This window comes from Microbacterium sp. BH-3-3-3 (genome assembly GCF_001792815.1).
In the GTDB taxonomy this organism is placed as follows: domain Bacteria; phylum Actinomycetota; class Actinomycetes; order Actinomycetales; family Microbacteriaceae; genus Microbacterium.
Map to the genome: position 1 here is coordinate 1,088,959 of NZ_CP017674.1, position 25,584 is coordinate 1,114,542.

Here is a 25,584-nt window from a genome sequence, read left to right on the forward strand (position 1 = left end):
GTCATGATCCCGACTCCCCTGCGCGGCGTCCTCTTCGGCACCGCCGGCCTGGCCGTGCTCGTGGCGGCCTGGCACATCGTCGCCGTGACGGTGTACCAACGCGCCAACGGCAGCGCCGGGCCGGTTCCCCCGCCCCTCCCGGTCGTCGCCCGAGCGGTGAGCGGCCTGATCGGCGGCTCATACGCCGAAGGGCTCGCCGCGACCGCCGGGGCGGCGCTCACCGGCTACGCGGTGGCGGTCGTGATCGCCCTGGGTCTCGGCATCCTGGTCATGATCTCACCCCCGCTCGGGCCCTTCGCCTCGCAACTGGGCGTCGTGGCCGCGTGTGCGCCGGCCGCCGCCATCGCCCCGATCGTGGTCCTGCTGAGCCCCTCGGGCAGCCGCGCCGTGAGCGTCGTGCTCGCGCTGCTCGCGGTGGAGTTCCCGCTGATCATCGGCGTGCTGCTCGGGCTGCGCTCGGCCGCGCCCGCCCAGCTCGACCTGGTGCACGCCTACGGCGGCGGCGCGTGGACGGCGATTCGCAAGGTGCGCGTGATCTCGGCGATCCCCGCGCTGTTGGCCGCCCTCAAACTGGCCGCCCCCGCAGCCTTCCTCGGCGCGATGACCGGCGAGTTCTTCACCGTCGGGGTGGACGAGGGCGCGGGCCGGCTCCTCATCTCGCAGCAGTACGTCGGCGACTACACCGGCATGTGGGCGATCGCCCTGCTCGCCACGGTCGTCTCGGCCCTCGGCTACGGCGCGGTCGCCGGCCTCGGCCGCCTTCTCGCCCCCTGGACCTCGCACACCGGGAGCCTCCGATGACCGCCCGCCCGCTGCGCCCGCCCGCCTGGGTGACGACGACGTTGTGCACCCTCGCCGCCGCGGCCCTGCTGCTGATCGGATGGCAGGTCGCCATCGGCCTCTCGCACCTGTCGCCCTACCTCGCGAAGACGCCCGTCGACGTCTGGCGCTACCTGTTCGTCGACGGCACCGGAGACACCGCCGCCGAGCGGCGCGACGCCCTCGTGCCCATGATCGGGGTGACCCTGCTGCACAGCACCGTCGGTCTGCTGCTCGGGGTCAGCGCGGGGTTCGTGGGAGCGGTGCTGCTCACCGTGTCGCGGGCGCTCCGATCGATCTTCCTGCCGCTGGCACTGCTGCTGCAGACAGTCCCCCTCATCGCCATGGCGCCCGTCATCTACGCGGTGTTCGGATCCGGCATCCTGACCGCCGCCGTGGTCGCCGCGGTCGTGACCTTCTTCCCCCTGCTGATGAACATCGGCGCGGGACTCACCTCCTCGACCCCCGAGACGATCGACCTCGTGCGTGCGTACGGCGGAGGACGGTGGACGCTCCTGCGCTTCGTGCAGCTGCCGGCGTCACTCCCCTCGCTCTTCGCCGGTCTCAAGCTCGCCGCCCCGGCCACCGTGTCGGCGGCGACGCTGTACGAGTTCCTCTTCTCGTTCGAGGGGCTGGGCGCAAACCTGCTCACCAGCAAGTCGTACTCCGACTACGGCCTGCTGTGGACGCTGGTGGTGATCACGGTGCTCCTCTCGCTCGCCGCCTACGGCCTCGTCGTCGCCGCCGAGACGCTCCTGCTGACCGGGCGCTTCCCTCCGCGCGAATCGACCTCCGCCCCGAAAGGACACGCATGACCGAGTCCGGTGTGCACATCCGCGATCTCTCGCGCCACTTCGCCGCACGCGGGGGTCCGGTCGTCGCCGTCGACGGCGTCGACCTCGACACCCCTCGCGGGTCGTTCCTGTCGCTGCTGGGCCCGTCGGGATGCGGGAAGTCGACGGTGCTGCGGATCCTCGCGGGCCTCGACACCCCCACCTCGGGCGAGGCGACCGTCAACGGCCTCAGCCCCTCGGCGCTCCGGCGCACCAACGCCTACGGCATCGCATTCCAGGACCACGCGCTCCTCCCCTGGCGCACGGTCGAGCGCAACATCGCGTTCCCGTTCGAGATCGCGGGGCGCCCTGTCGACAAGGAGTGGGTGCGCGAGCTTCTGCATCTCGTGCGCCTGGAGCAGTTCGCCAAAGCGCGACCGTGGCAGCTGTCGGGCGGAATGCGCCAACGCGTCGCGATCGCACGCGCCCTGGCGCTGCGCCCCAGCGTGCTCTTCCTCGACGAACCGTTCGGCGCGCTCGACGACGTCACCCGCCAACGCCTCAACATCGAACTGCAGCGCCTGTGGAGCGAGCAGCAGGCGACGACGGTGATGGTGACCCACGGCGTGCAGGAGGCGGTGTTCCTCAGCGACAAGGTCGCCGTGATGAGCCCGCGCCCCGGTCGCATCAAAGAGGTCATCGACATCGACCTGCCGAGGCCCCGCACGCTCGAGATGACGAGCTCCCCCGAGTTCCACGCCCACGTCGACCGTGCCACCGAGCTCCTGTTCCACTGATCCCCCCGAAAGGCCACTCCCATGACCGATCTCACCGCCGTCGCCACCACCCACCTCGCCCCCGACCTGGAGGCCGCCGAAGAAGGCATCCGCATGTACATGCGCGCGATCGGTCTCGACACCGAGCACCCGACGCTCGTCGACACGCCCCGCCGGGTCGCGCACGCCGGCCTCGACCTGTTCTCGGGAATGGACGGCGATCCGCACCGCGCCCTCGGCGGCGGGGAACCCATCGAGGGTGTCTACCCGGGCGCCGTCGCCGTGCACGACATCCCCTACTCCTCGATGTGCGAGCACCACCTGCTGCCGTTCCAGGGGGTCGTGTCGGTGGTCTACCTGCCCGACCGGTCGCTGGCGGGCATCGGCGACTTCGACGCCATGCTGCGCGTCCTCGCCGCGCGCCCCCAGATGCAGGAGCGCCTGGCCGATCAGATCGCCCAGGTCGTCTCCGACACGCTCGACGCGAAGGGCGTGCTGGTGCGTCTGACCGCGCAGCACGCCTGCATGTGGGCACGCGGGGAGCGCACGGTCGGGGCGACGGCGTTCTCGCTGGCCGGCCGGGGCGTGTACGAAACCGATGCCGCCGCCCGCGCCGAAGCACGGACGCTGCTCGGACTGCGCTGACATGACGAGTTCGACGGAGGTCTCCCGCACGGCGGCACGCGACGGCGTGGCCCTCGTACCCGTCGGGGCGACCGAGCAGCACGGGCCGCACCTGCCGGTGACCACCGACACCACGATCGCGGCGGCCTTCGCCGCGGCGGCGTCCGCGCGCGTCTCGCGGGACGTCGCCACCTGGGTCCTGCCGGCGCTGGCCTACGGCTTCTCCCCCGAGCACGCGGGACGGCCCGGTACCGTCGGCCTCAGCGCCTCGACACTGCTCGCCCTGACCGCCGACATCGGTCGGGGCGTCGCCGCCAGCGGCATCCGTCGTCTGCTGTTCGTCAACGGACACGGGGGCAATCCCGAACTGCTGCACGTCGCGTGCCGGCAGCTGCGCGAGCAGCAGGGGCTCGCGGCGTTCGCGGTGCACGTGCCCGGCCTGGCGCTGCCTCCGGAGCTGGCCGAGGGCGTGACCACGGGTGCCCTCGACGCCCACGCGGGGCACTACGAGACCAGTGTGATGCTCGCGCTCGATCCCGCCGCGGTGGAGATGACCGCGGCCCGCGCCGGAGGTGTCGCTGAGGTGAAGGCCGTGGCAACCTCGCTCACCCGCCCCTTCGGGACGGTCAGCGTGCCGTGGCACGTCGACGACCTCTCCCCCTCGGGTGTGATCGGGGATCCCACCACCGCAAGCGCCGCGTGGGGCGAGCGCGCCTTCGCCGCGCAGACGACGGCACTGGCCGAGATCGTGCGGGCCGTCGCTGAGCATCCCCTCCCGCCGGAGTGGATACACTCTCGGCGGGGGGATGCCGAATGACCGACGGTCCAGGCCGGACGCCGACCCTCCAAGAAGTGGCCACGGCGGCGAAGGTCAGCCTCGCGACCGCGAGCAACGCCCTCACCGGCAATCGCGGCGTGAGCCCGAAACTGCGCGATCGCGTGCTCGAAGCGGCACAGCGGGTCGGATACCCCCGGGCATCGACACGCCGCCGCACCGACCGCACGACCGTGGGCATCGTGCTGCCCGACGTGCGGCATCCGGCCTATGCCGAACTCGCCCACGCGTTCGAGCGCGAAGGGGCCCGACGCGACTGGGCGCTCGTGCTGGCGGGGTCGGACTACCAGCCCGACATCGAGCTCGACGCCCTCGAGAACCTCGTGCGCAGCACCGACGGCGTGCTGCTGTCGCCCTCGAGGCCGCCGCGCTCGGGAGTACACCGGTTGCAGGCGAGTCCCGTGCCGATCGTGGCGTGCGACGAACCGGCCGACTCCGCACTCATCGGCGGGTGGGTGCGCTCCGACAACTTCGGCGGAGGCCGGGCCGCCGCCCACCACCTCGTGGATGCTGGCGGCACGCGCTTCGCGATGCTCGGCGGCGAGGGCTATCTCCCCTCGACCAAGGAGCGCCGCGAAGGCTTCCTCGCCGGGCTGGCCGACCGCGGCTTCGCCGCCGACGACGTGCTGATCATCGGCGAAAGCTACGGCATGGACGGGGGGCAGAGCGCGATGGCCGAGCTGCTCGAGACCGACGCCGACGTCGATGCCGTCTTCGCCGTCAGCGACCTGCACGCCGTGGGCGCCTTCTTCCGCGCCCTGCAGGAGGGGCGATCGGTGCCCGACGATCTGCTGCTCTGCGGCTTCGACGGCGTGGGCTGGACCCAGCAGATCTCGCCCACCATCACGACGGTCCGCCAGGACTGGGGCAAGATCGCCGCGCGCGCGATGGACATCTTGGACACCCTCATGTCGGGTGGCGAGGGCGACCGCGCGGTGATCCCCGTCGAGCTCGTGCCGGGCGAGTCGACGCGCCGTCGCTCGCGCTGACCGCGGCGGGCGCACCGGACCGGTCGGGCGCGTCGGGCGGCCACAGTCCGTCGGCGACGGCCCGGGCCGGACTCCTGAGAAATCGACGCCCGCCCGCCGCACAACGCGCCCACGACTGGCCCGCCCGGCCGGCGCCGACAGAAACTCAGGAGTTCGGCCCGCGTCGGAGATGGGCAGGACGACGGATGCCACGACCCCGGCCCTCACGGGGCGCCGGGTCGTGGCATCCGGGGTTCTCGGCTCGGCCGATCAGGCGTAGGGGTTCGCCGTCAGCGTGTACTTCGTCTGCAGGTACTCGTGGATGCCCTCGTCGCCGCCCTCGCGGCCGAGGCCCGACTGCTTCCACCCGCCGAAGGGGGCGGCGGCGTTGGAGACGACGCCGACGTTGAGGCCCATCATCCCGGTCTCGAGGCGGTCGATCATGCGCTGGCCGCGCGCGAGCGACTCGGTGAAGACGTACGAGACGAGGCCGTACTCGGTGTCGTTGGCGATGCGCACCGCGTCGTCCTCGTCGTCGAAGGGGACGATCGCGAGCACGGGGCCGAAGATCTCCTCGCGCAGGATGTCGCTGCCCGGCTGCACGTCGGTGACCACGGTGGGCTCGAAGAACGTGCCGGGGCCGTCGATGGGCGACCCGCCCGTGGTGACCGTGGCGCCGCGCTCGACGGCATCGCCCACCAGGGTGCGCGCCTTGTCGACGGCGCGGTCGTCGATCAGGGGTCCGATCTGCACTCCCTCGTCGGTGCCGCGGCCGATCGTGAGGCCCTGCACGCGCTCGGTCACGCGGCGCGAGAACTCCTCGACCACGCTGCGCTGCACGATGAAGCGGTTGGCGGCCGTGCACGCCTGACCGATGTTGCGGAACTTCGCGAGCATCGCCCCCTCGACCGCCTTGTCGAGGTCGGCGTCGTCGAAGACGACGAAGGGCGCGTTGCCGCCGAGCTCCATCGAGGTGCGGAGCACACCGGGAGCAGCCTGCTGCAGCAGCTTCACTCCGACGGGCGTGGAGCCGGTGAACGAGAGCTTGCGCAGGCGCGGGTCCGAGATGATGCGCTCCGAGACCGGGCCGGTGTTCGTCGTGGTGATCACGTTGACCACGCCCGCCGGCAGTCCGGCATCCTGCAGGATCTGCGCGAAGAAGAGCGTCGTGAGCGGCGTGAGGGTCGCCGGCTTGATGACGACCGTGCAGCCGGCGGCGAGCGCGGGCGCGATCTTGCGGGTCGCCATCGCGAGGGGGAAGTTCCAGGGGGTGATCAGGTAGCAGGGGCCCACGGGGTGCTGCGACACGATCATGCGGCCGGTGCCCTCGGGGTTGGCGCCGTAGCGGCCCTGCGTGTGCGCGGTGACCTCGCTGAACCAGCGCAGGAACTCCCCGCCGTAGGCAACCTCGCCGCGCGCCTCGGCGAGGGGCTTGCCCATCTCGAGCGTCATCAGCAGCGCGATGTCCTCCTTGCGCTCCTGCAGCAGGTCGAAGGCGCGGCGCAGGATCTCGGCCCGCTCGCGCGCGGGGGTCGCCGCCCAGGACGGGAAGGCGTCGGCCGCGGCATCCATCGCCGCGATCCCGTCGTCGACGGTGGCGTCGGCGATCTCGCGGATAACCTCGCCCGTGGCGGGGTCGTTCACGGCGACGGTCTCGCCGCCGGTGGCCGCGCGCCATTCGCCGCCGATCAGCAGACCGGTGGGTACGGATGCCAGCAGCTCGCTCTCGCGTGAATCGGTCATGGGTCCTCCTGGATCGGGGCGGGGTTCCCCGCCATTCTGCTCAGCCCGCGGGTCGGGGCCGATATACGTCGTGTACAAACGGGGTGTTGCCATGGCCGCGGTGGAGGCTCGGTGCCGTCGGGCGGTGGGCCGCCGACCACCGCCGGGGAGGTGCGGCTCCGGTGCGTTCGGCGCCGGGAGCGGGCCGCGGCGCCGGCCCCGGCGTTTCGCGCCGGGAGCGGCGCGGGCACGGGCACCGGCTCCCGCGTTCGGCGCCGTGAGCGGCACGGGCCGCGACGCCGGCCGCCACGCATAAACGCCATTCGTGCGCAGAAACGCTCAGCCGACGCGTTTACGCGCAGGAACGGCGTTTATGCGAGAGGGGGTGCAGACGCGGGGCCCGACGACAGGAGCGCCCGCTCGAGGAACCGCTCCAGGCTCTCGGGCGCCGACAGCGGCAGCACGTGCGCCACGTACTGGTCGGGGCGCACGAGCACCACGGCTCCCTCGGCCCCGATTCCCCGCTCGGCGAAGATGTCGGCGCTCGTCCACGCCGACGGCGCGGCGGCGAACACCTTCTCGAGGTCGGTCAGGCCCAGCGGCCCGGACTGCGGGCGGAACAGCGAGGGCACCTCGGTCACGTCCTCCCAGCGGCCGGGGTAGACGACCTTCACGTCGAACACCGCGTCGAGGTCGGCGCCGTCGGGGGTGAAGCGCTCCACGATCGGGCGCGCGGCCTCGGCCCAGTCGCGCAGCGCCGAGCCGTCGGCATCCGCGAAGGCGTAGATGCGCCACCGCCCGTCGGCGCGCGCGTGGTGCCCGAGGTGCACGGCGTTGCCGTCGCACACCCGCACGACCTCGACGCTGTGGAAGCGCCTGCCGACGGGGAATCCGGATGCCAGCTGCTCGGCCGCCTCGGACGCGACGATCCGCGAGGGGGCGTAGCGCGTGCCGAAACCGGAGGGGAACTCCGCCGTCGCCAGGTAGTAGGTCGCGAGCTCGTCGGGGTCGGTGATCTCGCCGGGCTTGCGCGCCATGAGCGAGGACCACTCGCGGTCGAAGTCGATGAGCTGCTGGGCGACGGGGTGCCGCTCGTCGTTGTACGTGCGCAGCAGTTCCGCGGGAGCGAGGCCGGTGAGCACGTGCCCGAGCTTCCAGCCGAGGTTGAAGCCGTCCTGCATCGAGACGTTCATCCCCTGTCCCGCCTTGGCGCTGTGCGTGTGACAGGCGTCGCCGGTGAGGAAGACGCGGGGGCTCTCGGCATCGTCGACGAAGCGGTCGGTCACCCGGTGCCCCACCTCGTAGACGCTGCTCCACGCGACCTGTTTCACGTCGATCGTGTACGGGTGCAGGATGGCGTTCGCCCGCGCGATCACCTCGTCGATCGGCGTCTGGCGCACCCGGTGGTCGTCGTCGGCGGCGACCTCGCCGAGGTCGATGTACATGCGGCTGAGGTATCCGCCCTCGCGCGGGATGTGCAGGATGTTGCCCGCGGCGGCGTTGATCGCGCACTTGATGCGCCAGTCGGGGAAGTCGGTCTCGACCAGCACGTCCATGACGCCCCAGGCGTGCTTCGCCGCCGCGCCCACGTGCGGACGGCCGATGGCCTGGCGCACGCCGCTGCGGGCACCGTCGCACCCGGCGACGTACTTGGCGTGGATGGTGCGCTCCCCCGTGGCGTCTCGCACCGTGACCTCGACCGGGTACGCGCCCTCGCCGACCGTGAGGCCGACGAACTCCACGCCGTAGTCGGGCGCGATGCGCGCGGGGCCCTGGGCGGCGGCCTCGGCGAAGTAGTCGAGCACGCGCGCCTGGTTGACGATGAGGTGGGGGAACTCGCTGATCTTGAGCCCGTAGTCCTCGGTGCGGGTCGTGCGCACGATCCGGTCGGGGTCCTCGGGGTCGGGCGCCCAGAAGTTCATCCAGCCGATGTTGTACGCCTCGGCGGTGATGCGGTCGGCGAAGCCGAACGCCTGGAACGTCTCGACGCTGCGGGGTTGGATGCCGTCGGCCTGGCCGAGCGGCAGGCGCCCCTCGCGCTTCTCGATGAGGCGCGTCGTGACCTGGGGGAACTGCGACATCTGGGCCGCGAGCAGCATGCCGGCGGGACCCGAGCCGACGATGAGCACGTCGACCTCGTCGGGGAGCTCCGCCGGGCGGTCGAGGCCCGTGCCGGTGGCGTTCTGCACGCGCGGGTCGCCCGAGACGTAACCGTGGTGGTGGAACTGCATGAGACTCCTGACGTCGGTGTCGGGGGCACCGCGACCTCGCGATGCTTGCGGGCAGATCCATCTGTGTTCTATATTCGAACGCAGCGTTCTGCTATCGAACGAGAGGTTAGCCGCTCCATGCCCCCACGGCAAGACTCCTCCCCCGCCTCGCAGACTCTGAGTCGCGGCATCCGCCTGCTCGAAGAGCTCGCCGATGCTCGGAGCCCCCTCACCATCGACGAGCTCGCGGAGCGCGTCGATCTGCACCGCTCGGTGACGTACCGGCTGCTGCGCACGCTCGAAGACCACGGGCTCGTCTCTCGGGATGCCGCGGGCGCGGTGCGCCTGGGAACGGGCCTGGCCGCCCTCGCCGCGGGCGTCGCCGCCGACCTGCAGGCCGAGGCCCTGCCCGAACTCACCGCCGCGGCGAACGACCTGGGCATGACGTGCTTCCTCGTCGTGCTCGACCACGACGAATGCGTGACCCTCGTCAGCGTCGAGCCGCGGCACACGGTCACCGCCGTGGCGCAGCGGCCCGGGTCGCGGCATCCGGTCACCCGGGGCGCCCCCGGCCGCGCGATCCTCGCGCAGCTCCCCCCGCGCCGGTGGCCCGACGACGTCGACGCGCGGCTCGCGTCGGAGGTGGCCGACGCCGCGGAGCGCGGCTGGGCGACGAGTCACGACGAGGTGATCCCCACGTTCCGCGCCGTCGCGGTGCCCCTCGCCGTGCAGGGGCGCGAGCCCGCCGCCGTCGCCGCCGTGCACGTGGCGACCGACCTCGACGACGCGGCGATCGCGGCGCGGCTGACGGCCGCGGCCGACGCGATCCGCTCGGCGCTTTAGTTCAGCCCGACACCCGAGGCCGCGCGCGGCCGGGCGAGCGGGCCGAGCGGGATCGCACGCGATGTCACGGGTCGGCGTCGTTGTTCCCTCCCCAGGGCCGGCGACCCCGGCACGGAAGCGCACGCTCAGGCATCCGGTGTGCACGGGCAGACAACGCCCCACCGCGCGCGCCGGGTGAGAGTGGATGCCGGAGGCCACACCATGCACGAACACGCCCACGCCGTCCCCGACCAGGCGATGGAGAACCCCGACCTCGAGACCGCGGGCGACACCCCGCCGGCGACGCATCCCCTCGATCCGCTGAGCGCCGAAGAGATCGAGCGCGCCCGCGACGTCCTCGTCGCGGCGGGGCTGCTCGGCGAGAGCGTGCGCGTGCCGATGCTGCTGCCGGCCGAACCCGACAAGAAGGCCGTGGCGACCTGGCATCCGGGAGACCCCCTCGACCGTCGCGCCGACGTGACCCTGCTCGACACCGCGACCGGAGAGGTGACCGAGGCGATAGTGGCGATCACCGCGGGCGAGGTGGTGAGCAGCCGCCGGTACGCCGCCGACGCCCCTCCCTACGGTCAGCCGCAGTACCTGTTCGAGGAGTACGAGCGGGCCGCCGAGCTCGTCAAGGCCTCGCCCGAGTGGCGGGCCGCGATGCAGCGACGGGGCCTGGCCGACCGCATCGACCTGGCGTTCTGCACACCGCTCGCTCCCGGCTTCGTCGGGCGCGAGAACGAGGTCGGACGCCGCGTCATCCGGTCACTGACCTTCCTGCGCGACAGCGACGACGACATCGCCTGGGCGCACCCCGTCGAGGGTCTCATCGTGCACATCGACCTCACCGCGAACCGCGTGATCGGGATCGAGGACGAGGGCGACGTGCCCGTTCCCGCGGGCAGCGGCCGCTACGACCCGCAGGCCACCGGCCCCGCCCGCGAGACGCTGAAACCGATCGAGATCACACAGCCCGAGGGGCCCAGCTTCCACGTGTCGGGCTCGCACGTGCAGTGGGAGAACTGGTCGCTGCGCGTCGACTTCAACGCCCGCGAGGGTCTCGTGCTGCACGACGTGCGCTTCGACGACCGCCCGGTGCTCTCGCGCGCGAGCGTGCCCGAGATGGTCGTCCCCTACGGCGACACCAGCAACACGCGCTTCTGGATCAGCTACTTCGACGCCGGCGAGTACCTGCTCGGCAAGAACGCGAACCACCTCGAGCTCGGATGCGACTGCCTCGGCGTCATCCACTACTTCGACGGGCACGTCGCCGACGACCACGGGCACGCGATGCGCATCCCGAACGCGGTGTGCATGCACGAGGAGGACTATGGCGTGCTGTGGAAGCACACCGAGCCCGGCCCGGTCGGCTCGCACGTGCGCCGCTCGCGCCGCCTGGTGGTGTCGTACTTCGCCACCATCGGCAACTACGACTACGGCTTCTTCTGGTACTTCTACCTCGACGGCTCGATCCAGGTCGAGGCCAAGGCCACCGGCATCGTGTTCGTCGGCGGCGGGGAGCCCGGCTCGACCAACCGCCACGCCCCCGAGATCGCCCCCGGCGTCTTCGCCCCCGTGCACCAGCACCTGTTCTCGGCGCGCCTCGACATGGCGATCGACGGCGACGAGAACCGGCTGTTCGAAGTGGATGCCGTGCGCATTCCGATGGGCGACGACAACCCCTTCGGCAACGCCTTCACCTGGTCGCACACGCCGCTTCGCACCGAGCACGAGGCGCAGCGCGAGGCCGACACCTCGGTCGCCCGGGTCTGGGAGGTGCAGTCGACCAGCCGCGCCAATCACGTCGGAAAGCCGACCGCCTATCACCTCATCCCCGAGCCGACGGCGCTGCTCATGGCGGATCCGGCCTCGACCGTCGCCGCCCGCGCCGCCTTCGCCACCAAGCATCTCTGGGGCACCGCGTACGACCCCGAGGAGCGCTGGCCCGCCGGTCGCTACCCCAACGCCCACGCCGGAGGCGCGGGGCTTCCGGCGTACACCGCCGACGACCGCTCGATCGACGGCGCAGACCTCGTGCTCTGGCACACCTTCGGCCTCACGCACGTGCCGAGGCCCGAGGACTGGCCGATCATGCCGGTCGACTACGCCGGGTTCTGGTTGAAGCCCTACGGCTTCCTCGACCGCAACCCCGCGCTCGACCTGCCCGAGGCGACGCAGGCGCACGCGCCGGGCGGCGACGGGTGCTGCGGCGGGGGTGACGCCTGCCACTGCGGGCACTGACGGAGAGCGGTTCCGGCGTCGGGGAGCGCGATGGCGCCGGCATGACCTCCGCGATGTGCACGACCTCAGCCCCAGGGCCCCGGATGCCACGGAGATTGCGCGCATCGCGGAGGTTATGCCCGCGCGAGGCGGCGGCGGCCAGGCGACGCGGGCCCGCCGGATAAAATGGGCCGATCCCCGGCGACCCGAGAAGAAGGACGTCCGTGCCCCGACTCGTCGACCACGAAGCCCGCCGACGTGAGATCGTGCAGGCCACCTGGCGCCTCATCGCGGAGCGCGGGATCGAGGCCACGACCATGCGCGGCCTCGCCCGCGAGCTGGGACTGGCCAACGGCAGCGTCACGCACTACTTCCCCGACAAGAGCGCGATCCTCACCGCCGCGTTCGCGCACGTGTTCGCCGCGACCACGGCGCGCTTCGCGCAGGAGCGCGCCCGCACCGGCGTCGTGGGACTCGCGGCCCTGCGCGCCTTCCTCTTGGAGGCGGCTCCGATCGACGAGGAGCGCTCCCTCGAGGCGCGCATCGTCATCGCCTTCCTCGAGTACGCCGCCGCAGACCCGGCGCTCGCCGAGATGTTCCGCGGCCTCATGCGGCAGTGGCAGGAAGCCTTCGTCGCGATGGTGGCCGAGGCGCAGGACCGCGGCGAGGTCCGCGCGGGGCTCGACGTGCAGGCCGTGAGCGATGCGATCCTGCACGCGGTGAACGGGATGCAGGCCAATGGCGTGCTGTTCCCCGAGACGGCGCGCGAAGAGCGCATGCTCGCCACCGTCGATGCCCTCGTCGACATGCTCCGCTGACGACTCTCTCGCGACAATTGGTCGCCAGGTGTAACATTCGGGAAACTTTGGCTCTACAAGCGTCGGATAAAAATGACGTGGGAGCTCAGGAGTCGAGGGAAACGAGGAGGTCTCCCATGTCGATCACCACCACCCGCCCGCAACCGGGCGTCACCGCCATCCACGCCGCCGATCTCACCGCGTTCCGCGCGGCCGTCGACGACAGCTTCGTTCCTCTGCACGTCACCGCCGCCGACCCCGACCGCTTCCGCGGCACAATTCGGGCGGCCTGCGCCGACGGCATCCACGTCAGTACCGTCGCCGCCTCCGCCCACGTGGTCGAACGCACCCCCGACCTGATCGCTCGCGCCGACGGCCCGGCCGTGAAGATGAGCCTGATGCTCGCGGGCACGGGCCTGCTGATCCAGGACGGCCGCGAGGCGCTCCTGCGTCCGGGCGACTTCGCCGTCTACGACACCTCCCGGCCGTACTCGCTGTGCTTCAGCGGCGAGTTCCGCACCATCGTGACGATGTTCGCGCCCAGCGCGCTGCCCCTGCCGCCGTCGGCACTCGCGCAGCTCACCGCCGTGCGCGTGCCCGGCGACGGGGGCCTCGGCGGGGTCGTGGCACCCTTCCTCGCCCAGTTGGGCACGCATCTCGACCAGGTGGCGAGCCCGTCGGGATCGCGCCTGGTGCACACCGCGCTCGACCTGCTGGCCACCGTCTACGCCCACGAGCTGGGCAGCGACGTGTCGGCGGGCGATCCGCACGCCGCCCTCCGGCGCCGCGTCGAGGAGCACATCGACACGCACCTGGCCTCGGCCGAGCTGTCGCCCGGGGCGATCGCCGCCGCGCACTACATCTCGACCCGGCACCTGCACACGCTGTTCCAGGGCGGGGGGACGACGGTGGCCGCGCTCATCCGCACGCGGCGCCTGGAGCGCTGCCGCCGCGACCTGACCGACCCGCTGCTCGCCGACCAGTCGGTGTCGGCGATCGGCGCGCGCTGGGGGTTCCCGGATGCCGCGCACTTCAGCCGCACGTTCAAGTCGGCGTTCGGCTTCTCACCGAGCGAGTGCCGCGCCGCGCACTGATCGGCGCGGGTCGCCGCCTCTTCTCGTCGCCCGCTCCGGCGAGCCGCACGCTCGCGCGGAGCAGCCCTCACATGCCCGCGTGATCGAACGCGATCGTGGGCACGTCGACCACGTGCGCCCCGCCGTCCGCCACGATCGTCGCCCCCGTGATGTACGACGACTCCGGCGAGGCGAGGAAGCGCACGACCGCGGCGATCTCGTCGGGCTGCGCGGGGCGCCGGAGCGGCACGTCGGCGGTGACGGCGGCGTACGCCGCGGCGCGGTCGTCGAGGCCCGCCGCCGCGGCGAAGGCGTCCATCTCGTCATCGGCCATGGGGGTGGCCACCCACCCGGGGCAGACGGTGTTGACCCGTACGCCGTGGCGTCCGTAGTCGCGCGCGAGCGAGCGGGTGAGCCCGATCAGCGCGTGCTTGCCGACGGTGTAGCCGGCCACCGAGGGGCCCGCCGCCAATCCCGCGATCGACGACATCACCACCACCCGCCCCCGCGCCGCGATCAGGGCGGGAAGCGCCGCCCGGACGATCACGAACGCCGTGGTGACGTTGGCGCGCAGCGCCGTCTCCCACGCCACGTCGTCGGTGTCGGCGACGGTCGCGAAGCCGTGTCCGCCGGCATTGGCGACGACGATGTCGAGTCGCCCGTGCGCCTCCACGACGCCGCCGACGAGGGCGGCGGCGGCCGCGGAGTCCGCCGCGTCCGCGGCGACAGCGGTACCGCCGATCTCGGCGGCGACGCGTTCGAGAGGCTCGCGGCGGCGCCCCGTCACGACGACGTGCGCGCCCGCGCGCGCGAGGCGCCGGGCGACCGCCTCGCCGATGCCGGTGCCTCCCCCGGTGACCAGGGCCACCTGACCGTGCAATTCCGCATCCATTCGTCCCTCTTTCCGCCCGTGCGCACGCACGGGGCTCTCGTTCATCCGCTCAGGCGGGAAAACCGGACCGGGCGCTGACGCCGAAATCCGACACCCAGGTGGCCGCCGACACCGGTCGCAGGCGCGGGGATGCCAGAAGCACGACCTGGTCGGCCACCTCGGCCGCCGTCTGCACCGGGTACTCCGCGCCGGCGAAGCCGTCCGGCATCCCGAGGTCGCCCCGGCTCATCGGGGTGTCGACGATCGAGGGGCACACGGCGTTGACGCGGATCCCCTCGGGCGCCAGCTCGACGGCGGCGGCACGGGCCAGTTGCAGCACCGCGGCCTTCGACGCGCCGTACGGCGCCATGCCGGGGCTCGCGACGAGGGCCGAGTCGCTCGCGACCACGACCACCGCGGGGGCGTCGGACGCGCGCAGCCACGGCAGCGCCGCGCGCAGCGTCACGAAGGCGCCCGTGACGTTGACGGCGAACACCCGCTCCCACGCCCCGATCGACGTCTCCCCCAGCGGCGTGCCCACCGGCCCCGAGATCCCGGCGGCCAGCACGAGCACGTCGATCCCGCCGAGCTCCCGCGCGCACGCGTCGACCGCGGCGGCGGCCGCGTCGGCATCCGCGAGATCGACGACGAAGGCCGGACCCCCGAGCTCGCGCACGCGCGGGTCGAGGTCGACCGCTCCCACCCGCACGCCTTCCGCGGCGAGCGCGCGCACCGCCGCGCGGCCGATTCCGCCGGCGGCTCCCGTGACGAGGGCGCGGCGCGAGGTCAAGTGCAGGTCCATGCGGCCCATCCTGGACGCGGCGGCGGGAGGCGGAGGTCGTCCCTGCACGGACGCAACAGGCCCTCTCGCCCGCGGTCAAGTCGGGCGGGCGAGCGCGGAGCAAGATCGCTGCAACGGGCGCCGACGTGCGCTCGGAACCCGACCCGAAGGATTCGCCATGACCGACTCGACCTCCCCCGGCTCGTCCACGGCGCTGCAGCGCGGCGCCCTGGGGGTCGCGGGCATCGTCTTCCTCGTGCTCGCCGCCGTCGCCCCTCTGACCGGCATCGTCGTGGTCGCCTCTCTCGCGATCGCGCTCGGCAACGGCGGAGGCACGCCCGCGTCGTTCCTGATCATCGCCGTCATCCTGCTGCTGTTCGCCGTGGGGTACGCGCAGATGTCGAAGCAGCTCGTCAACGCCGGCGGGTTCTACGCGTTCGTGGTCAAGGGCCTCGGACGCACGGGCGGACTGATCGCGGGGCTCATCGCCACCCTCGGCTACAACTTCTTCGTCGTGGGCACGATCGGCACCAGCGGCTTCTTCATGCAGTCGATCATCGCCGGACTCACCGGCTTCGACGTGCACTGGTACGTGTGGGGCCTGCTCTCGATCGTCGTGTGCTTCGTCCTGGCCCGCACGGGCGTCGACTTCTCGTCGAAAGTGCTCGGCGTCGCCCTGGTGCTCGAGGTGCTGATGCTCGTCGTGTTCGACGTGTCGGTGCTCGTGCAGACCGGGTACGACCTGGGAGCCTTCTCACCCGAGGCCGTGTTCTCGGGATCGCTGCCCATCGGCCTGCTGCTCGCGGCGACCGGGTTCCTCGGGTTCGAAGCCACCGCCCTGTTCGGCGAAGAGGCGCGCAACCCGCTCAAGACCATCCCGCGGGCGACCTACACCGCCATCGTCGCGATCGGCGTCATCCTCGGAGTCACCACCTGGGCCATGGTCAGCGCCACGGGGGTCGCGCGGGCGCAGGCGACCGCGCAGGAGCACCTGGCCACCGGCGACCTCATCTTCAGCATCTCGGCCACCTACCTCGGCCCGCAGCTGACGGTCGTGATGCAGGTGCTGCTGCTGGTGAGCCTGTTCGCCGCCATGCTCGCCTTCCACAACTCGGCGACCCGCTACCTCTACGCGCTCGGGCGCGCCCGCGTGCTGCCCTTCGCGCTCGCCCGCACCCGCTCCTCGGGTGCTCCGCAGCTCGCCGGGATCGTGCAGGCCGCGTTCGCCGCCGTCGTCGCGGGCCTGTTCGCCCTCGCGGGCCTCGACCCGATCCTGAACCTCGTCCCCGCCATGCTCGGCTTCGGCACGCTCGCCGTGATCGTGCTGCAGGCGCTGGCCGCGCTGTCGATCGTCGTGTTCTTCCGCCGTCGCGGTGACCGCCGCTGGTGGAGCACGCTGATCGCGCCGGGCATCGGCTTCCTCGCACTGTCGATCATCGTGGTCCTGGCCGTCGTCAACTTCGACATCGTCGCCGGATCCAGCGAACCCGCCATCCGCCTGATGCCGCTGCTGCTCGTGGCGGCCGTCATCGGCGGCATCGGGTACGGCGCCTACCTGCGCCGCCGCAAGCCCGCGATCTACTCCGGCTTGTCCGACGACCTCGAGGCGTTCAACGTCGCCCCGGCCGAGCAGGGGAAAGACCCGGTTCCCGGACTCTGAACGACGATCCCGGATGCCGGGACCCCGGCCCCGCTCGCCGGCCTCACCCCCGCTCGCCAGGCCCCGCCCCCGCTCGCCGGGCCCCGCCCCCGCTCGCCCGCCCCAGCCGCACTCCCCGGCCTCACCCCCGCACGGGCCCGGGGTCCGGCATCCGCCCCCTTCCGTTTCCACCCAGCAAGGAGATCGCATGACCGACACCCTCAACCTGTCCGACACCCGCACCTGGCTGCCCCTCGACGGGCTCGCTCCCGGCTTCGACGCCGCCAAGGCCGAGCTCACCGACGACCTCGCGGGCCGCACGTTCACCACCGTCGACGAGCGGGGCGCGCAGACCGCGTACCGGTTCGACGCGGATGCCGTGGTGTGGGAGTCGGGGGCCGAGAGCGGCCGCGACGACGTCGAGGTCATCGAGGTCGACGAGGCGCTGTACTACGCGCAGTACACGCCCGCCGCGCACCCCGACACCGCCGTGACGCTCATCCTCGACCTGCGCAGCGGATACGCGCTGACGGTCGTGAGCGCGCTGGGCAGCGCCGAGCCCGGACGCACCGCGGTGCAGATGAGCTTCACGCCCGCGCGCATCGCCGAGCTCGAGGCGCACGGGGAGGCACCCGCGCCCACCGACGAGCTCATCGGTCGCCGCGTGCTGTGGGTGTACTCGACCGTGCACGCGTACGAGCACGTGTACCTCTCGCCGCACTGGTACTCGTGGCACTGCCTCGCCGGCCCCGAGCAGGGCCTCGCCGACACCGACGAGAACACGGTGTGGCGCGTGCGTCCGGGCATCTACGTCTTCACGTGGCGCGAGAAGGTCATCCCGTGCGGCTCGGTGACGATCGCCGACCACCGCGACCAGAAGGCCCTGCGCGCCCACGGCGTGCTCTTCGGCGCCGACGAGTCGAACAGCGGCGCCACGCACTTCACGTTCGGCGCGCACGGCCGCCTGCTGTCGAACACCGTGCACCCGCTCGAGTACGACCCGGCGCGTCCACTGGAGCGCTGAGGCCGGTCCCTCTCGAGAGCCGCGTCCCTTCGGGGGCGCGGCTCTTCGGCGTGCGGGCGGGGGGCGTTTGCGTGAGGGGCGGTGTGGCGAGCGGAGGGCCGGGGGCGAGCGGAGGATGCCACCGCCGCGAGGGTCCTCCCTTCACCCCACGCCCTCCGCCCGCCACGCCCCGGCGGCCCCAGCGCGGCGAGCGGAGGGCCAGGGACCAGCGGAGGACCCCACCCCCGCGAGGACCCTCCCCACGCCCTCCGCCCGTCACCCGGCAACCGGCGTCGGCACCCCGCACACGCGCGAAAGCCGCGCCCCCTCGGGAGCGCGGCCTTCGCGAGCGAGCGGAAGCGTCAGGCGGCCAGCGCCACCAACCTGCGCGCCCGAGCGGTCGCGAGGCGGACGCGCAGCACGTGCGTGAGGGCGCTGAGCCCGATCGCGGCCACCAGGGCCAGGCCGCTGGCGACCGCCTGCCAGAAGGTGGTGACGCCCAGCAGCACGAGCGAGTTGTTCAGCGCCCCGTAGAAGAGCACGCCCACCACGACGCCGAAGATCGTTCCCTCGCCGCCGGTCAGGGCCACGCCCCCGAGCAGCACCGCGGTGAGCACGACGAGTTCGAAGCCCGCGCCGATCTGCCCGGCGGGGGCGCTGTTGAGCCGCGCGACGACGATGGTTCCGGCGAAGCCCGACATCGCGCCCGAGAGCACGAAGAGCGAGAACGGCAGGCGCCGCACGGGGACGCCCGAGAGGTACGCGGCCTGACGGTTCACGCCGACCGCATACACGTGCCGGCCGGTCGGGGTGAACGCGAGGAAGACGCCCGCCACGATGAGCAGCACCGCGGCGATCCACACCGACAGCGGCACACCCGCGACGGTGCCCACGCCCAGCAGGCCGAACTCCGGGCCGAAGTTGTTGCGCGGGGTCGGGCTGATCAGCTGCGCGACCCCGCGCACCGCGGTGAGCGTGCCGAGCGTGGTGATGAAGGAGTTGAGCCCGAGCACCGTGACGATCACCGCGTTGACCAGCCCGACCGCCGCCCCGGCGAGGATCGCGAGCACGATCGCGACGGCGGGTTGACCGGCGCCCTTGTCCATGACGAGGGATGCCACGACCCCGCCGAGCGCGAGGCTCGAGCCCACCGAGAGGTCGATGTACCCCGCGATGAGCAGCATCGCCACGGGGATCGCGACGATGGCGATCACCGCGCTGTCCTGCAGGATGCCGCGGATGTTCTGCCACCCGAAGAACGAGTCGGTGGCCAGGTGCACGCCGATGACCATCACGATCAGCACGACGAGCAGCGGGGTGCGCACGACGCCCTCGACGATGGCGCGGAGGAAGCGGTTCTCGGTCACGGGCGGATTCCTTCGGTGGGGGCGGTCAGGGCGGTGGGGGCGGTGTGCACGGCCGAGAGCAGGCCGTCGGCCGTGGTCTCGGCGACGTCGAGCTCGTCGACCACGCTCCCCGCGAGAAGACGAGGCAGCGGTGCGCGAGGTCGATGACCTCTTCGGGTTCGTTGGTGGCGACGATCACGCCCACGCCCTTCTCGGCGGCGAGGGCCTTCACGGCGTCGTAGATGTCTTTGCGGGCGCCGACATCCACACCTTGGGTGGGGTCGTCGAGCAGGATCACCCGCGTGCGGGCGGCGTCGTTGACCCAGCGACCGAGCAGGATCTTCTGCTGATTGCCGCCGCTGAAGCGTCCGGCGGGCAGATCCGCCGCGCGGGGGCGCAGGGCGAGCCCGTCGGCGATGCGATCGAACACCCCGCGTTCAGCGGGGAGCGAGCGCATTCCCCACGATCCGAGCCGGCGCATCGCGTCGATCACGATGTTGTCCTGGGCGGGGAGGGCGGCGAACAGTCCCTCGCGCGCGCGGTCGGCGGGAACGAGGGCGATGCCGGCACGAAGACCCTGCGCCGGGGAGCGGGTCTCGCGCGGGACGCCGTCGATCAGGAGCGTGCCGCCGGTGCGCGGGATGCGCCCGAACACGGTGCCGAGGAAGCGCGTCCGCCCCGAGCCGACGAGCCCGTAGCAGGCGACGATCTCACCCGGAGCGACGGAGAGGTCGATCGGTCCGAGGCCGGGCGCGGTGAGTCCGCGCACCTCGAGCACCGGCGTCTCGCCCTGGCGGGGAGCCGCGGGGCGGTCGTTCGTGGCGCCGTGGCCGTCGCTGATGGCGGCGACCAGCGTCTCGCGCGTGATCCCGGCGCCCTCGGCCGACCAGACGGCCCGTCCGTTGCGCATGACGGTGGCGGCATCGGCGAGCGCGAGCACCTCGCCCAACAGGTGGGTGACGTACAGGATCGCGATACCCCGACCGGCGAGGTCGCGCACGAGCGCACCCAGACGGGTGGCCTCGGCGCGCGAGAGCGCGGCCGTGGGCTCGTCGAAGACGATGAGCTTCGCATCGCGGCGCACCACCTTGGCGATCTCGACCAGCTGGCGCTGTCCGATGGGCAGGGTCGCCACCCGCACGTCGGGGTCGATGCCCCCGGCGCCCACGGCGTCGAGCGCCTCGCGGGCGAGGCGACGCTGTTCCCCGCGGCGGATGAGCCCCGCGGTGGTGCGCTCCTGCCCGATGAAGAGGTTTTCGGCGACGGTCATGTTCTCGAGCAGGCTGAGGTGCTGGTAGATCACGGCGACGCCGGCGGCGATCGAGGTGCGCGGGGTGAGGGAGTCGTGGGTGGTGCCGTCGATCTCGATCGTGCCGGCGGTGGGCGCCACCCCGCCGCCGAGGCAGGCGATGAGCGTGGACTTGCCCGCGCCGTTGTGTCCGAGCAGCGCGTGGATGCGCCCGCCGGGGATGTCGAGGGTGACGTCGTCGAGCGCGAGGGTGGCCCCGTACCGCTTCGTCAGACCGCGCACGGTGACAGTCATGTCTTCTCCGTTCTCGTCGGATGGAGGCGGGAGCGGGTCACCCCGCTCCCGCCGGGCGATCAGCCGCCGAGCTCGGTGATGTAGCTCGAGAGGTCGGGATCGTCGACCGTGACGACGGTCACGGGCAGGTCGACGCTGGCATCCGTCTTGCCCTCGCCGAGCGCGATCGGGATGTCGATGACGTTGTCGACGAGGTCCTTCAGCGAGAAGTAGGTGGCGGCGCGGAAGAAGTTGCCGTCCTTCATCTTCTGCAGGAGGAACAGGTTGGGGTCGAGCCCGCCGACGTACGTCTTCGCGTCGTTCTCGGCGCGGCCCGAGGCGACGAGCGCCTGGTACGCACCTTGAGCGGCGTCACCGACCGCCGAGACGACGACGTTGACGTCCGGGTTCTGCGCGAGCAGCGTGGTGGTGACCGACAGACCGTCGTCGGGGGTGACGGCCTGCTGCTGGCCGACGATCTGCAGGTCGGGACCGGCTTCCTTCAGACCGTCGAGCAGGCCCTGCGTGCGCTCCTGACCGATCTGCCGCTCGGTCTCGCTGAGCACGATCACCTTCGCGTCGGGGCCGACGTTCTTCAGGGCCCACTCCGCGGCATCCTTCCCGAGGTCGTACCCCGACTGGTAGAAGCTGAACTGCAGCGTCGCGTCCTGATTGGTCATGTCGCCGCCGTAGGTCACCCAGTACTTCCCGCCGTCGCGGTACTGCTGCGCGACCGACTCCAGGCTCGCGGGGTCGACGGGGAACGACACGACGGCATCGACGTCGCTGGTGAGGTTCGAGGTGAGCTGGCTGACCTGCTTCTGCAGGTCCATCTCGTCGTTGGTGAAGGTGACCTCCACGCCCTTCTCGGCCGCGCGCTGCTCGACGATGTTGACGATGGCGCCGTAGACAGGCAGGGCGGTGAAGGGGTAGTCGAACAGGATCTTCGTGACCGGTCCGCGGTCGGACGGGGCCGCGCTGGGCCCCGATCCGGCGTCGTCGGCGGCGGTGGTGCTGCAGGCGGAGAGGGCGAGGCCGGCGATGACGACCGAGGCCATCGCGGTCAGGCGGAGGCGGCGCTTCATGATGCTCCTTGCGGGTCAGGGGTGTGTGCGGTTGCTGTGGTGCGGGTGGTGCGGGGGTTGCTGGATGCCGCCCCCGGGGATCCGGGGGCGGAGTGCGGCGGCGCGCGGTCAGGCGGTGAACACCCGGCGTCCCGCGAACCACGTCTCGATCGCGCGCGTGTGCACGACGCGGTCGATCTCGACGGCGAAGGGATCCTGGTCGAGGACGACGAAGTCGGCCGACTTGCCGACGACGAGCGAGCCGGTCACGTCCCCGAGGCCCATCGCCGTGGCGGCGTTGACGGTGAAGACCTCGAACGCCTCGGCGAGGGTGAGCGCCTGCTCGGGCCAGAGCGTGCCGGGCGCGCGCCCGAGCGGGTCGGCTCGGGTGACGAGGCCCTGGATCCCCTCCCACGGGTTCGGCGAGACGCTGACGGGCCAGTCCGACCCGCCCGCCACCAGCACTCCCCGATCGACGAGGTCGCGATTGGGCTGCAGGTGAGCGGCCTCGGGCTGAGGACGCACCTGCGCGATGGCATCCGGGATGACCCCCGGGAACCAGAGGAAGGGCGAGATGTCGGCCGACACGTCGAGGTCGACGAAACGCTGCCGGTCGTCGGGGTGCACGAACTGCCCGTGGGCGATCTGGTAACGGCTGGTCGTGTCGCCGCCGGCGCGGACGGCCGCGATCGCGTCGAGCGCGATGCGCACCGCGGCGTCGCCCGTGCAGTGGATCTTGGCGCCCAGTCCCTGCGCCGCGGTGCGGGTGAGCCAGTCGGTCAGGTGCGCGGGGTCCATGGTGGTCACGCCGCAGTGCGCGTGCCCGTGATCGGGGCTCGGCAGGTAGGGGGTGAGGAACGCGCCCGTGTAGGTGGGCGGAACGCCGTCGAGCGCGACCTTGACGAAGTCGGGGCGGTGATGCGGGGTGCGGAACTCCTCGCGCCGCGCGACGAGTTCGTCGCCCACGGGGGTGTTCGCGAAGAGGAACTCGCTCGACAGCAGCGACGACACCACCCAGGCGTGCAGGTCGCCGTCGACGTCGAGATCGCGCAGCGCGCCCATGATCTCGACGGTGGCGGCGGCATCCTGGAATGCCGTGATGCCGAAGGAGTGCAGGATCTCGATCGCCCGGGCGCTCGCCCGGCGGTAGCGCTCCGGGGTCCGTGCGAGGTTGCGATCGAGCGCCTCGGTGACGGCGAGAGTCGCCGCCTCCATGAGCAGGCCGGTCGGCTCGCCCGTCTCGGCGTCGCGCACGATGCGCCCCTGCGCGGGATCCGGGGTGTCGATATGGATGCCGGCGGCCTCGAGCGCCGCGGAGTTCGCGAACCGGTTGTGGTGACTGTCGTCGGTGAGGACGACGGGGCGTCCGCCCGCGGCCTCGTCGAAGCGCGCGCGGGTCTCGGCGTGCGAGAACTCGTCGAGCAGGACGCTGCCGAACGCCTCGCCCACGACCCACTCGTCGGGGCCGAGCCCGGCGGCGCAGGTGCGCACGGCCTCGAGCACCTCGTCGAGGCTCGCGGTGGGCGGGAACGCGAGCTGGAAGAGGTCGGCCTCGCCGGCCATGAGGTGGTGGTTGTGCACGTCGACCAGTCCCGGCACGATCGTTGCCCCGGCGAGGTCGCGCACCTCGGAGTCGGGGCCGGCCGTGGCGAGCACCTCGTCGTCGCTGCCGACGGCGATGAGACGCCCCTGGGCGACGGCGAGCGCGGTGGCGAGCGGGCGGGAGCGATCGGCCGTGCGCACCACGGCGCCGTGCAGGATGAGGTCGGCGACGGTCATGAGGCTCCCGGTGTTCGGCGGCGTCGAGGGCGACGACGGTGAGGGTGGAACGGGTCCGGCGGGCGGATGCCACGGTGCCGGGGTGGAGCGAGTGAGTACATCCTGCGCGCCCCGGGCCCGCTGTGCTTGACCGCGGATGCCCCCGGGTTGACGCAGGACGCACAACCCGGGGACCGGGCGGGGACCGACTCCGCCCGGGTGGGGCTCAGCCGTTGATGACTTGCGGCACGCCCAGGGCCTTGAGCCCTTCGACGCCGAACTCGAGACCGTAGCCCGAGCCCTTCACCCCGCCGAAGGGGATGAGCGGGTGCACCCCGCCGTGCGAGTTGATCCACACGGTGCCCGCCTGCAGGCGCGCGGCCACGCGTCGCGCGGCATCGCGGTCGCTCGACCACACCGAGGCGCCGAGGCCGACGTCGAGGCCGTTCGCGCTGGCGATGGCGTCTTCCACGTCGGTGTACCGGATGACGGGCAGGACGGGTCCGAACTGCTCCTCGTCGACGAGGGCCACACCGTCGGCCACGTCGGCCACGATCGTCGTGCGGTAGAACAGCTCGCCGAGGTCGGTGGCGGGCTCGCCGCCCAGCACGATGCGACCGCCGGCGGCCCGGGCGTCGTCGACGAGACGGGCGACGATGTCGAACTGCTGCGTGTTCTGCAGCGGCCCGAGGACCGTCCCCTCGTCGAGCCCCCGTCCCATCGGCACGTTCGCGGCGTAGCCGGCGAGCGCCTCGACGACGTCGTCGTAGACCTCGTCGTGCACGTACAGGCGCTTCAGCGCCGCACAGGTCTGACCGGTGTTGATGAAGGCTCCCCAGAACAGCCCCTCGGCGATGGCCGCGGGGTCGACGTCGGGCAGCACGATGCCGGCGTCGTTGCCGCCGAGCTCGAGCGTGAGGCGGGCGAGGTTGCCGGCCGAGCTCTCGATGATCTTGCGCCCCGTGGCGGTCGAGCCCGTGAACATCACCTTGTCCACCTCGGGGTGGGCGACGAGCCGGGCACCGGCATCGCGGTCGCCCGCGACGGCGATGAGCACGTCGTCGGGCAGCACCTCGTTGATCACGTCGACCAGCGCCAACACGCTCAGCGGCGTGTACTCGCTGGGCTTGACCACCACGGAGTTGCCCATCCGCAGGGCGGGGGCGATCTGCCAGACGGTGATCATCATGGGCCAGTTCCACGGGCCGACCGCGGCGACCACACCGAGCGCGCGGTAGTGGAGTTCGGCGTACAGCTGCCCGTCGTCGACGACGACCTCGGGATCGAGCGCGGTGCTCGCGGCGGTGCGCAGCCACGCCGCGCACGCGCCGACCTCGAACCGGGCGTTGGGGCCGTCGAGCGGTTTGCCCTGCTCACGCGAGAGCAGGCGCGCGAGCTCTTCGGCGTGGGCCTCGATGCGCTCGGCTGCGGCCATCAGCAGGCCGCTGCGCTCCTCGTGTCCGAGGGCGTCCCACCCGGGCTGGGCGGCGCGGGCGCGGGCCACGGCGTCGTCGACATCGGCCACCGTGTGCACCGGGGCTCGTCCGATCACCTCGCGCGTGGCGGCATCCGGGATATCCCGCCCCTGGCCCTCGGGAGCCTGCACGCGCGCGAGCAGGGCGGTGTCGTCGGCCGTCGGGTCCGAGGCGGGCACGGCCGCGTCGATCTCGGGATCGGCCAGGGCGGGGGTGGGGTCGGACATCTCGGCTCCTTCGGTTCGTGTCCCGGGCCGTGGTGCGAGGGGCCCGTCTTCCGTCAGCCTCCGCCGCGGGCCCGCACCGCGCTTGTCCGCGCGTGCGCGGGCCATGACCGGGCGCGCCCGCTTGCCCGTTCTTCCGTCGCCCCGCAACGTGCGGCGACCGGACACGACCATCGCGGGAGGGTCACGGGACGCGTCCGCGCGAGGCGCATGCACGCCCCCGTCGCCCCGCGCCCGCGGATCGTATATGATCACTCCC

General features: G+C 72.4%; 21 protein-coding genes. 12 read left to right on the top strand and 9 right to left on the bottom strand.

The window, feature by feature from the left end:
• Positions 1-3 precede the first annotated feature (3 nt).
• The 6 genes from BJP65_RS05030 to BJP65_RS05055 are packed head-to-tail and all read left to right on the top strand — an operon-like array spanning position 4 to position 4,816.
• A complete protein-coding gene (locus BJP65_RS05030) occupies positions 4-801 on the top strand; it encodes an ABC transporter permease subunit (protein WP_070408413.1) in 798 nt (265 codons plus the stop codon).
• The gene (locus BJP65_RS05035) at positions 798-1,634 is read left to right on the top strand and encodes an ABC transporter permease (protein ID WP_070408414.1); all 837 of its coding nucleotides are present in this window, start codon (positions 798-800) and stop codon (positions 1,632-1,634) included. Before BJP65_RS05030 ends, BJP65_RS05035 begins: the two co-directional genes overlap by 4 nt.
• The gene (locus tag BJP65_RS05040; RefSeq protein ID WP_070408415.1) at positions 1,631-2,389 is read left to right on the top strand and encodes an ABC transporter ATP-binding protein; all 759 of its coding nucleotides are present in this window, start codon (positions 1,631-1,633) and stop codon (positions 2,387-2,389) included. The genes BJP65_RS05035 and BJP65_RS05040 overlap by 4 nt, the downstream gene beginning before the upstream one ends.
• 21 nt (positions 2,390-2,410) lie before the next feature.
• Complete coding sequence (gene folE, locus BJP65_RS05045) at positions 2,411-3,013, top strand: GTP cyclohydrolase I (RefSeq protein WP_083285713.1); 603 nt, start codon at positions 2,411-2,413, stop codon at positions 3,011-3,013.
• Position 3,014: 1 nt separating this feature from the next.
• Positions 3,015-3,809, top strand: a complete 795-nt coding sequence (locus BJP65_RS05050; RefSeq protein ID WP_070408416.1) for a creatininase family protein — start codon at positions 3,015-3,017, stop codon at positions 3,807-3,809.
• Entirely contained in the window at positions 3,806-4,816 is a 1,011-nt protein-coding gene (locus BJP65_RS05055; RefSeq protein WP_083285715.1) for a LacI family DNA-binding transcriptional regulator, read from the top strand. Before BJP65_RS05050 ends, BJP65_RS05055 begins: the two co-directional genes overlap by 4 nt.
• Positions 4,817-5,065: 249 nt before the next feature.
• Here BJP65_RS05055 and BJP65_RS05060 read toward each other — a convergent pair whose 3' ends face one another.
• A complete protein-coding gene (locus BJP65_RS05060) occupies positions 5,066-6,538 on the bottom strand; it encodes an NAD-dependent succinate-semialdehyde dehydrogenase (protein ID WP_070408418.1) in 1,473 nt (490 codons plus the stop codon).
• A 350-nt stretch (positions 6,539-6,888) separates the two neighbouring features.
• On the bottom strand, positions 6,889-8,748 hold the full coding sequence (locus BJP65_RS05065) for an FAD-dependent monooxygenase (protein ID WP_070408419.1): 1,860 nt from the start codon (positions 8,746-8,748) through the stop codon (positions 6,889-6,891).
• Positions 8,749-8,865: 117 nt separating this feature from the next.
• Between BJP65_RS05065 and BJP65_RS05070 the strand changes: the two genes are divergently transcribed.
• From BJP65_RS05070 to BJP65_RS05085, 4 genes are all read left to right on the top strand, one after another.
• Positions 8,866-9,570 (top strand): IclR family transcriptional regulator, encoded by a 705-nt coding sequence (locus tag BJP65_RS05070; RefSeq protein ID WP_070408420.1) that lies wholly within the window; start codon positions 8,866-8,868, stop codon positions 9,568-9,570.
• A gap of 201 nt (positions 9,571-9,771) precedes the next feature.
• Positions 9,772-11,793, top strand: coding sequence for a primary-amine oxidase (locus tag BJP65_RS05075; protein ID WP_219811355.1), 2,022 nt, complete (start codon positions 9,772-9,774; stop codon positions 11,791-11,793).
• 203 nt (positions 11,794-11,996) lie between these two features.
• Positions 11,997-12,590 (top strand): TetR/AcrR family transcriptional regulator, encoded by a 594-nt coding sequence (locus BJP65_RS05080; protein WP_070408421.1) that lies wholly within the window; start codon positions 11,997-11,999, stop codon positions 12,588-12,590.
• Positions 12,591-12,706: 116 nt separating this feature from the next.
• Entirely contained in the window at positions 12,707-13,663 is a 957-nt protein-coding gene (locus tag BJP65_RS05085) for a helix-turn-helix domain-containing protein (protein WP_070408422.1), read from the top strand.
• A gap of 67 nt (positions 13,664-13,730) precedes the next feature.
• Here BJP65_RS05085 and BJP65_RS05090 read toward each other — a convergent pair whose 3' ends face one another.
• Positions 13,731-14,534 (bottom strand): SDR family NAD(P)-dependent oxidoreductase, encoded by an 804-nt coding sequence (locus BJP65_RS05090; protein ID WP_070408423.1) that lies wholly within the window; start codon positions 14,532-14,534, stop codon positions 13,731-13,733.
• A 49-nt stretch (positions 14,535-14,583) separates the two neighbouring features.
• On the bottom strand, positions 14,584-15,315 hold the full coding sequence (locus BJP65_RS05095) for an SDR family NAD(P)-dependent oxidoreductase (RefSeq protein WP_070408424.1): 732 nt from the start codon (positions 15,313-15,315) through the stop codon (positions 14,584-14,586).
• A gap of 157 nt (positions 15,316-15,472) precedes the next feature.
• Between BJP65_RS05095 and BJP65_RS05100 the strand changes: the two genes are divergently transcribed.
• Both BJP65_RS05100 and BJP65_RS05105 read left to right on the top strand, forming a co-directional pair.
• Complete coding sequence (locus tag BJP65_RS05100) at positions 15,473-16,954, top strand: APC family permease (RefSeq protein ID WP_070408425.1); 1,482 nt, start codon at positions 15,473-15,475, stop codon at positions 16,952-16,954.
• Positions 16,955-17,141: 187 nt separating this feature from the next.
• Entirely contained in the window at positions 17,142-17,957 is an 816-nt protein-coding gene (locus BJP65_RS05105; RefSeq protein ID WP_070408426.1) for a molybdenum cofactor biosynthesis F family protein, read from the top strand.
• 341 nt (positions 17,958-18,298) lie between these two features.
• Here the strand turns inward: BJP65_RS05105 and BJP65_RS05110 are convergent, their stop codons facing one another.
• The 5 genes from BJP65_RS05110 to BJP65_RS05130 form a co-directional block, all read right to left on the bottom strand.
• On the bottom strand, positions 18,299-19,303 hold the full coding sequence (locus tag BJP65_RS05110) for an ABC transporter permease (protein ID WP_070408427.1): 1,005 nt from the start codon (positions 19,301-19,303) through the stop codon (positions 18,299-18,301).
• Positions 19,304-19,328: 25 nt separating this feature from the next.
• Positions 19,329-20,825: a sugar ABC transporter ATP-binding protein gene (locus BJP65_RS05115; RefSeq protein WP_258027525.1), complete on the bottom strand. Its 1,497-nt coding sequence runs from the start codon at positions 20,823-20,825 to the stop codon at positions 19,329-19,331.
• A 59-nt stretch (positions 20,826-20,884) separates the two neighbouring features.
• Entirely contained in the window at positions 20,885-21,889 is a 1,005-nt protein-coding gene (locus tag BJP65_RS05120) for a sugar ABC transporter substrate-binding protein (RefSeq protein WP_070408428.1), read from the bottom strand.
• Between the two features lie 108 nt (positions 21,890-21,997).
• Positions 21,998-23,647, bottom strand: a complete 1,650-nt coding sequence (locus BJP65_RS05125) for an amidohydrolase (protein WP_070408429.1) — start codon at positions 23,645-23,647, stop codon at positions 21,998-22,000.
• Between the two features lie 205 nt (positions 23,648-23,852).
• Positions 23,853-25,328, bottom strand: a complete 1,476-nt coding sequence (locus BJP65_RS05130; protein ID WP_258027526.1) for an aldehyde dehydrogenase family protein — start codon at positions 25,326-25,328, stop codon at positions 23,853-23,855.
• Positions 25,329-25,584 lie beyond the last annotated feature (256 nt).

What these genes read in the sequence shown, in the direction of transcription:
- BJP65_RS05030 (WP_070408413.1), top strand. Translation starts at nt 4, where the DNA reads ATGATCCCGACTCCCCTGCGCGGCGTCCTCTTCGGCACCGCCGGCCTG.
- BJP65_RS05035 (WP_070408414.1), top strand. Translation starts at nt 798, where the DNA reads ATGACCGCCCGCCCGCTGCGCCCGCCCGCCTGGGTGACGACGACGTTG.
- BJP65_RS05040 (WP_070408415.1), top strand. Translation starts at nt 1,631, where the DNA reads ATGACCGAGTCCGGTGTGCACATCCGCGATCTCTCGCGCCACTTCGCC.
- folE (WP_083285713.1), top strand. Translation starts at nt 2,411, where the DNA reads ATGACCGATCTCACCGCCGTCGCCACCACCCACCTCGCCCCCGACCTG.
- BJP65_RS05050 (WP_070408416.1), top strand. Translation starts at nt 3,015, where the DNA reads ATGACGAGTTCGACGGAGGTCTCCCGCACGGCGGCACGCGACGGCGTG.
- BJP65_RS05055 (WP_083285715.1), top strand. Translation starts at nt 3,806, where the DNA reads ATGACCGACGGTCCAGGCCGGACGCCGACCCTCCAAGAAGTGGCCACG.
- BJP65_RS05060 (WP_070408418.1), bottom strand. Translation starts at nt 6,538, where the DNA reads ATGACCGATTCACGCGAGAGCGAGCTGCTGGCATCCGTACCCACCGGT.
- BJP65_RS05065 (WP_070408419.1), bottom strand. Translation starts at nt 8,748, where the DNA reads ATGCAGTTCCACCACCACGGTTACGTCTCGGGCGACCCGCGCGTGCAG.
- BJP65_RS05070 (WP_070408420.1), top strand. Translation starts at nt 8,866, where the DNA reads ATGCCCCCACGGCAAGACTCCTCCCCCGCCTCGCAGACTCTGAGTCGC.
- BJP65_RS05075 (WP_219811355.1), top strand. Translation starts at nt 9,772, where the DNA reads ATGCACGAACACGCCCACGCCGTCCCCGACCAGGCGATGGAGAACCCC.
- BJP65_RS05085 (WP_070408422.1), top strand. Translation starts at nt 12,707, where the DNA reads ATGTCGATCACCACCACCCGCCCGCAACCGGGCGTCACCGCCATCCAC.
- BJP65_RS05090 (WP_070408423.1), bottom strand. Translation starts at nt 14,534, where the DNA reads ATGGATGCGGAATTGCACGGTCAGGTGGCCCTGGTCACCGGGGGAGGC.
- BJP65_RS05095 (WP_070408424.1), bottom strand. Translation starts at nt 15,315, where the DNA reads ATGGACCTGCACTTGACCTCGCGCCGCGCCCTCGTCACGGGAGCCGCC.
- BJP65_RS05100 (WP_070408425.1), top strand. Translation starts at nt 15,473, where the DNA reads ATGACCGACTCGACCTCCCCCGGCTCGTCCACGGCGCTGCAGCGCGGC.
- BJP65_RS05105 (WP_070408426.1), top strand. Translation starts at nt 17,142, where the DNA reads ATGACCGACACCCTCAACCTGTCCGACACCCGCACCTGGCTGCCCCTC.
- BJP65_RS05115 (WP_258027525.1), bottom strand. Translation starts at nt 20,825, where the DNA reads ATGACTGTCACCGTGCGCGGTCTGACGAAGCGGTACGGGGCCACCCTC.
- BJP65_RS05120 (WP_070408428.1), bottom strand. Translation starts at nt 21,889, where the DNA reads ATGAAGCGCCGCCTCCGCCTGACCGCGATGGCCTCGGTCGTCATCGCC.
- BJP65_RS05125 (WP_070408429.1), bottom strand. Translation starts at nt 23,647, where the DNA reads ATGACCGTCGCCGACCTCATCCTGCACGGCGCCGTGGTGCGCACGGCC.
- BJP65_RS05130 (WP_258027526.1), bottom strand. Translation starts at nt 25,328, where the DNA reads ATGTCCGACCCCACCCCCGCCCTGGCCGATCCCGAGATCGACGCGGCC.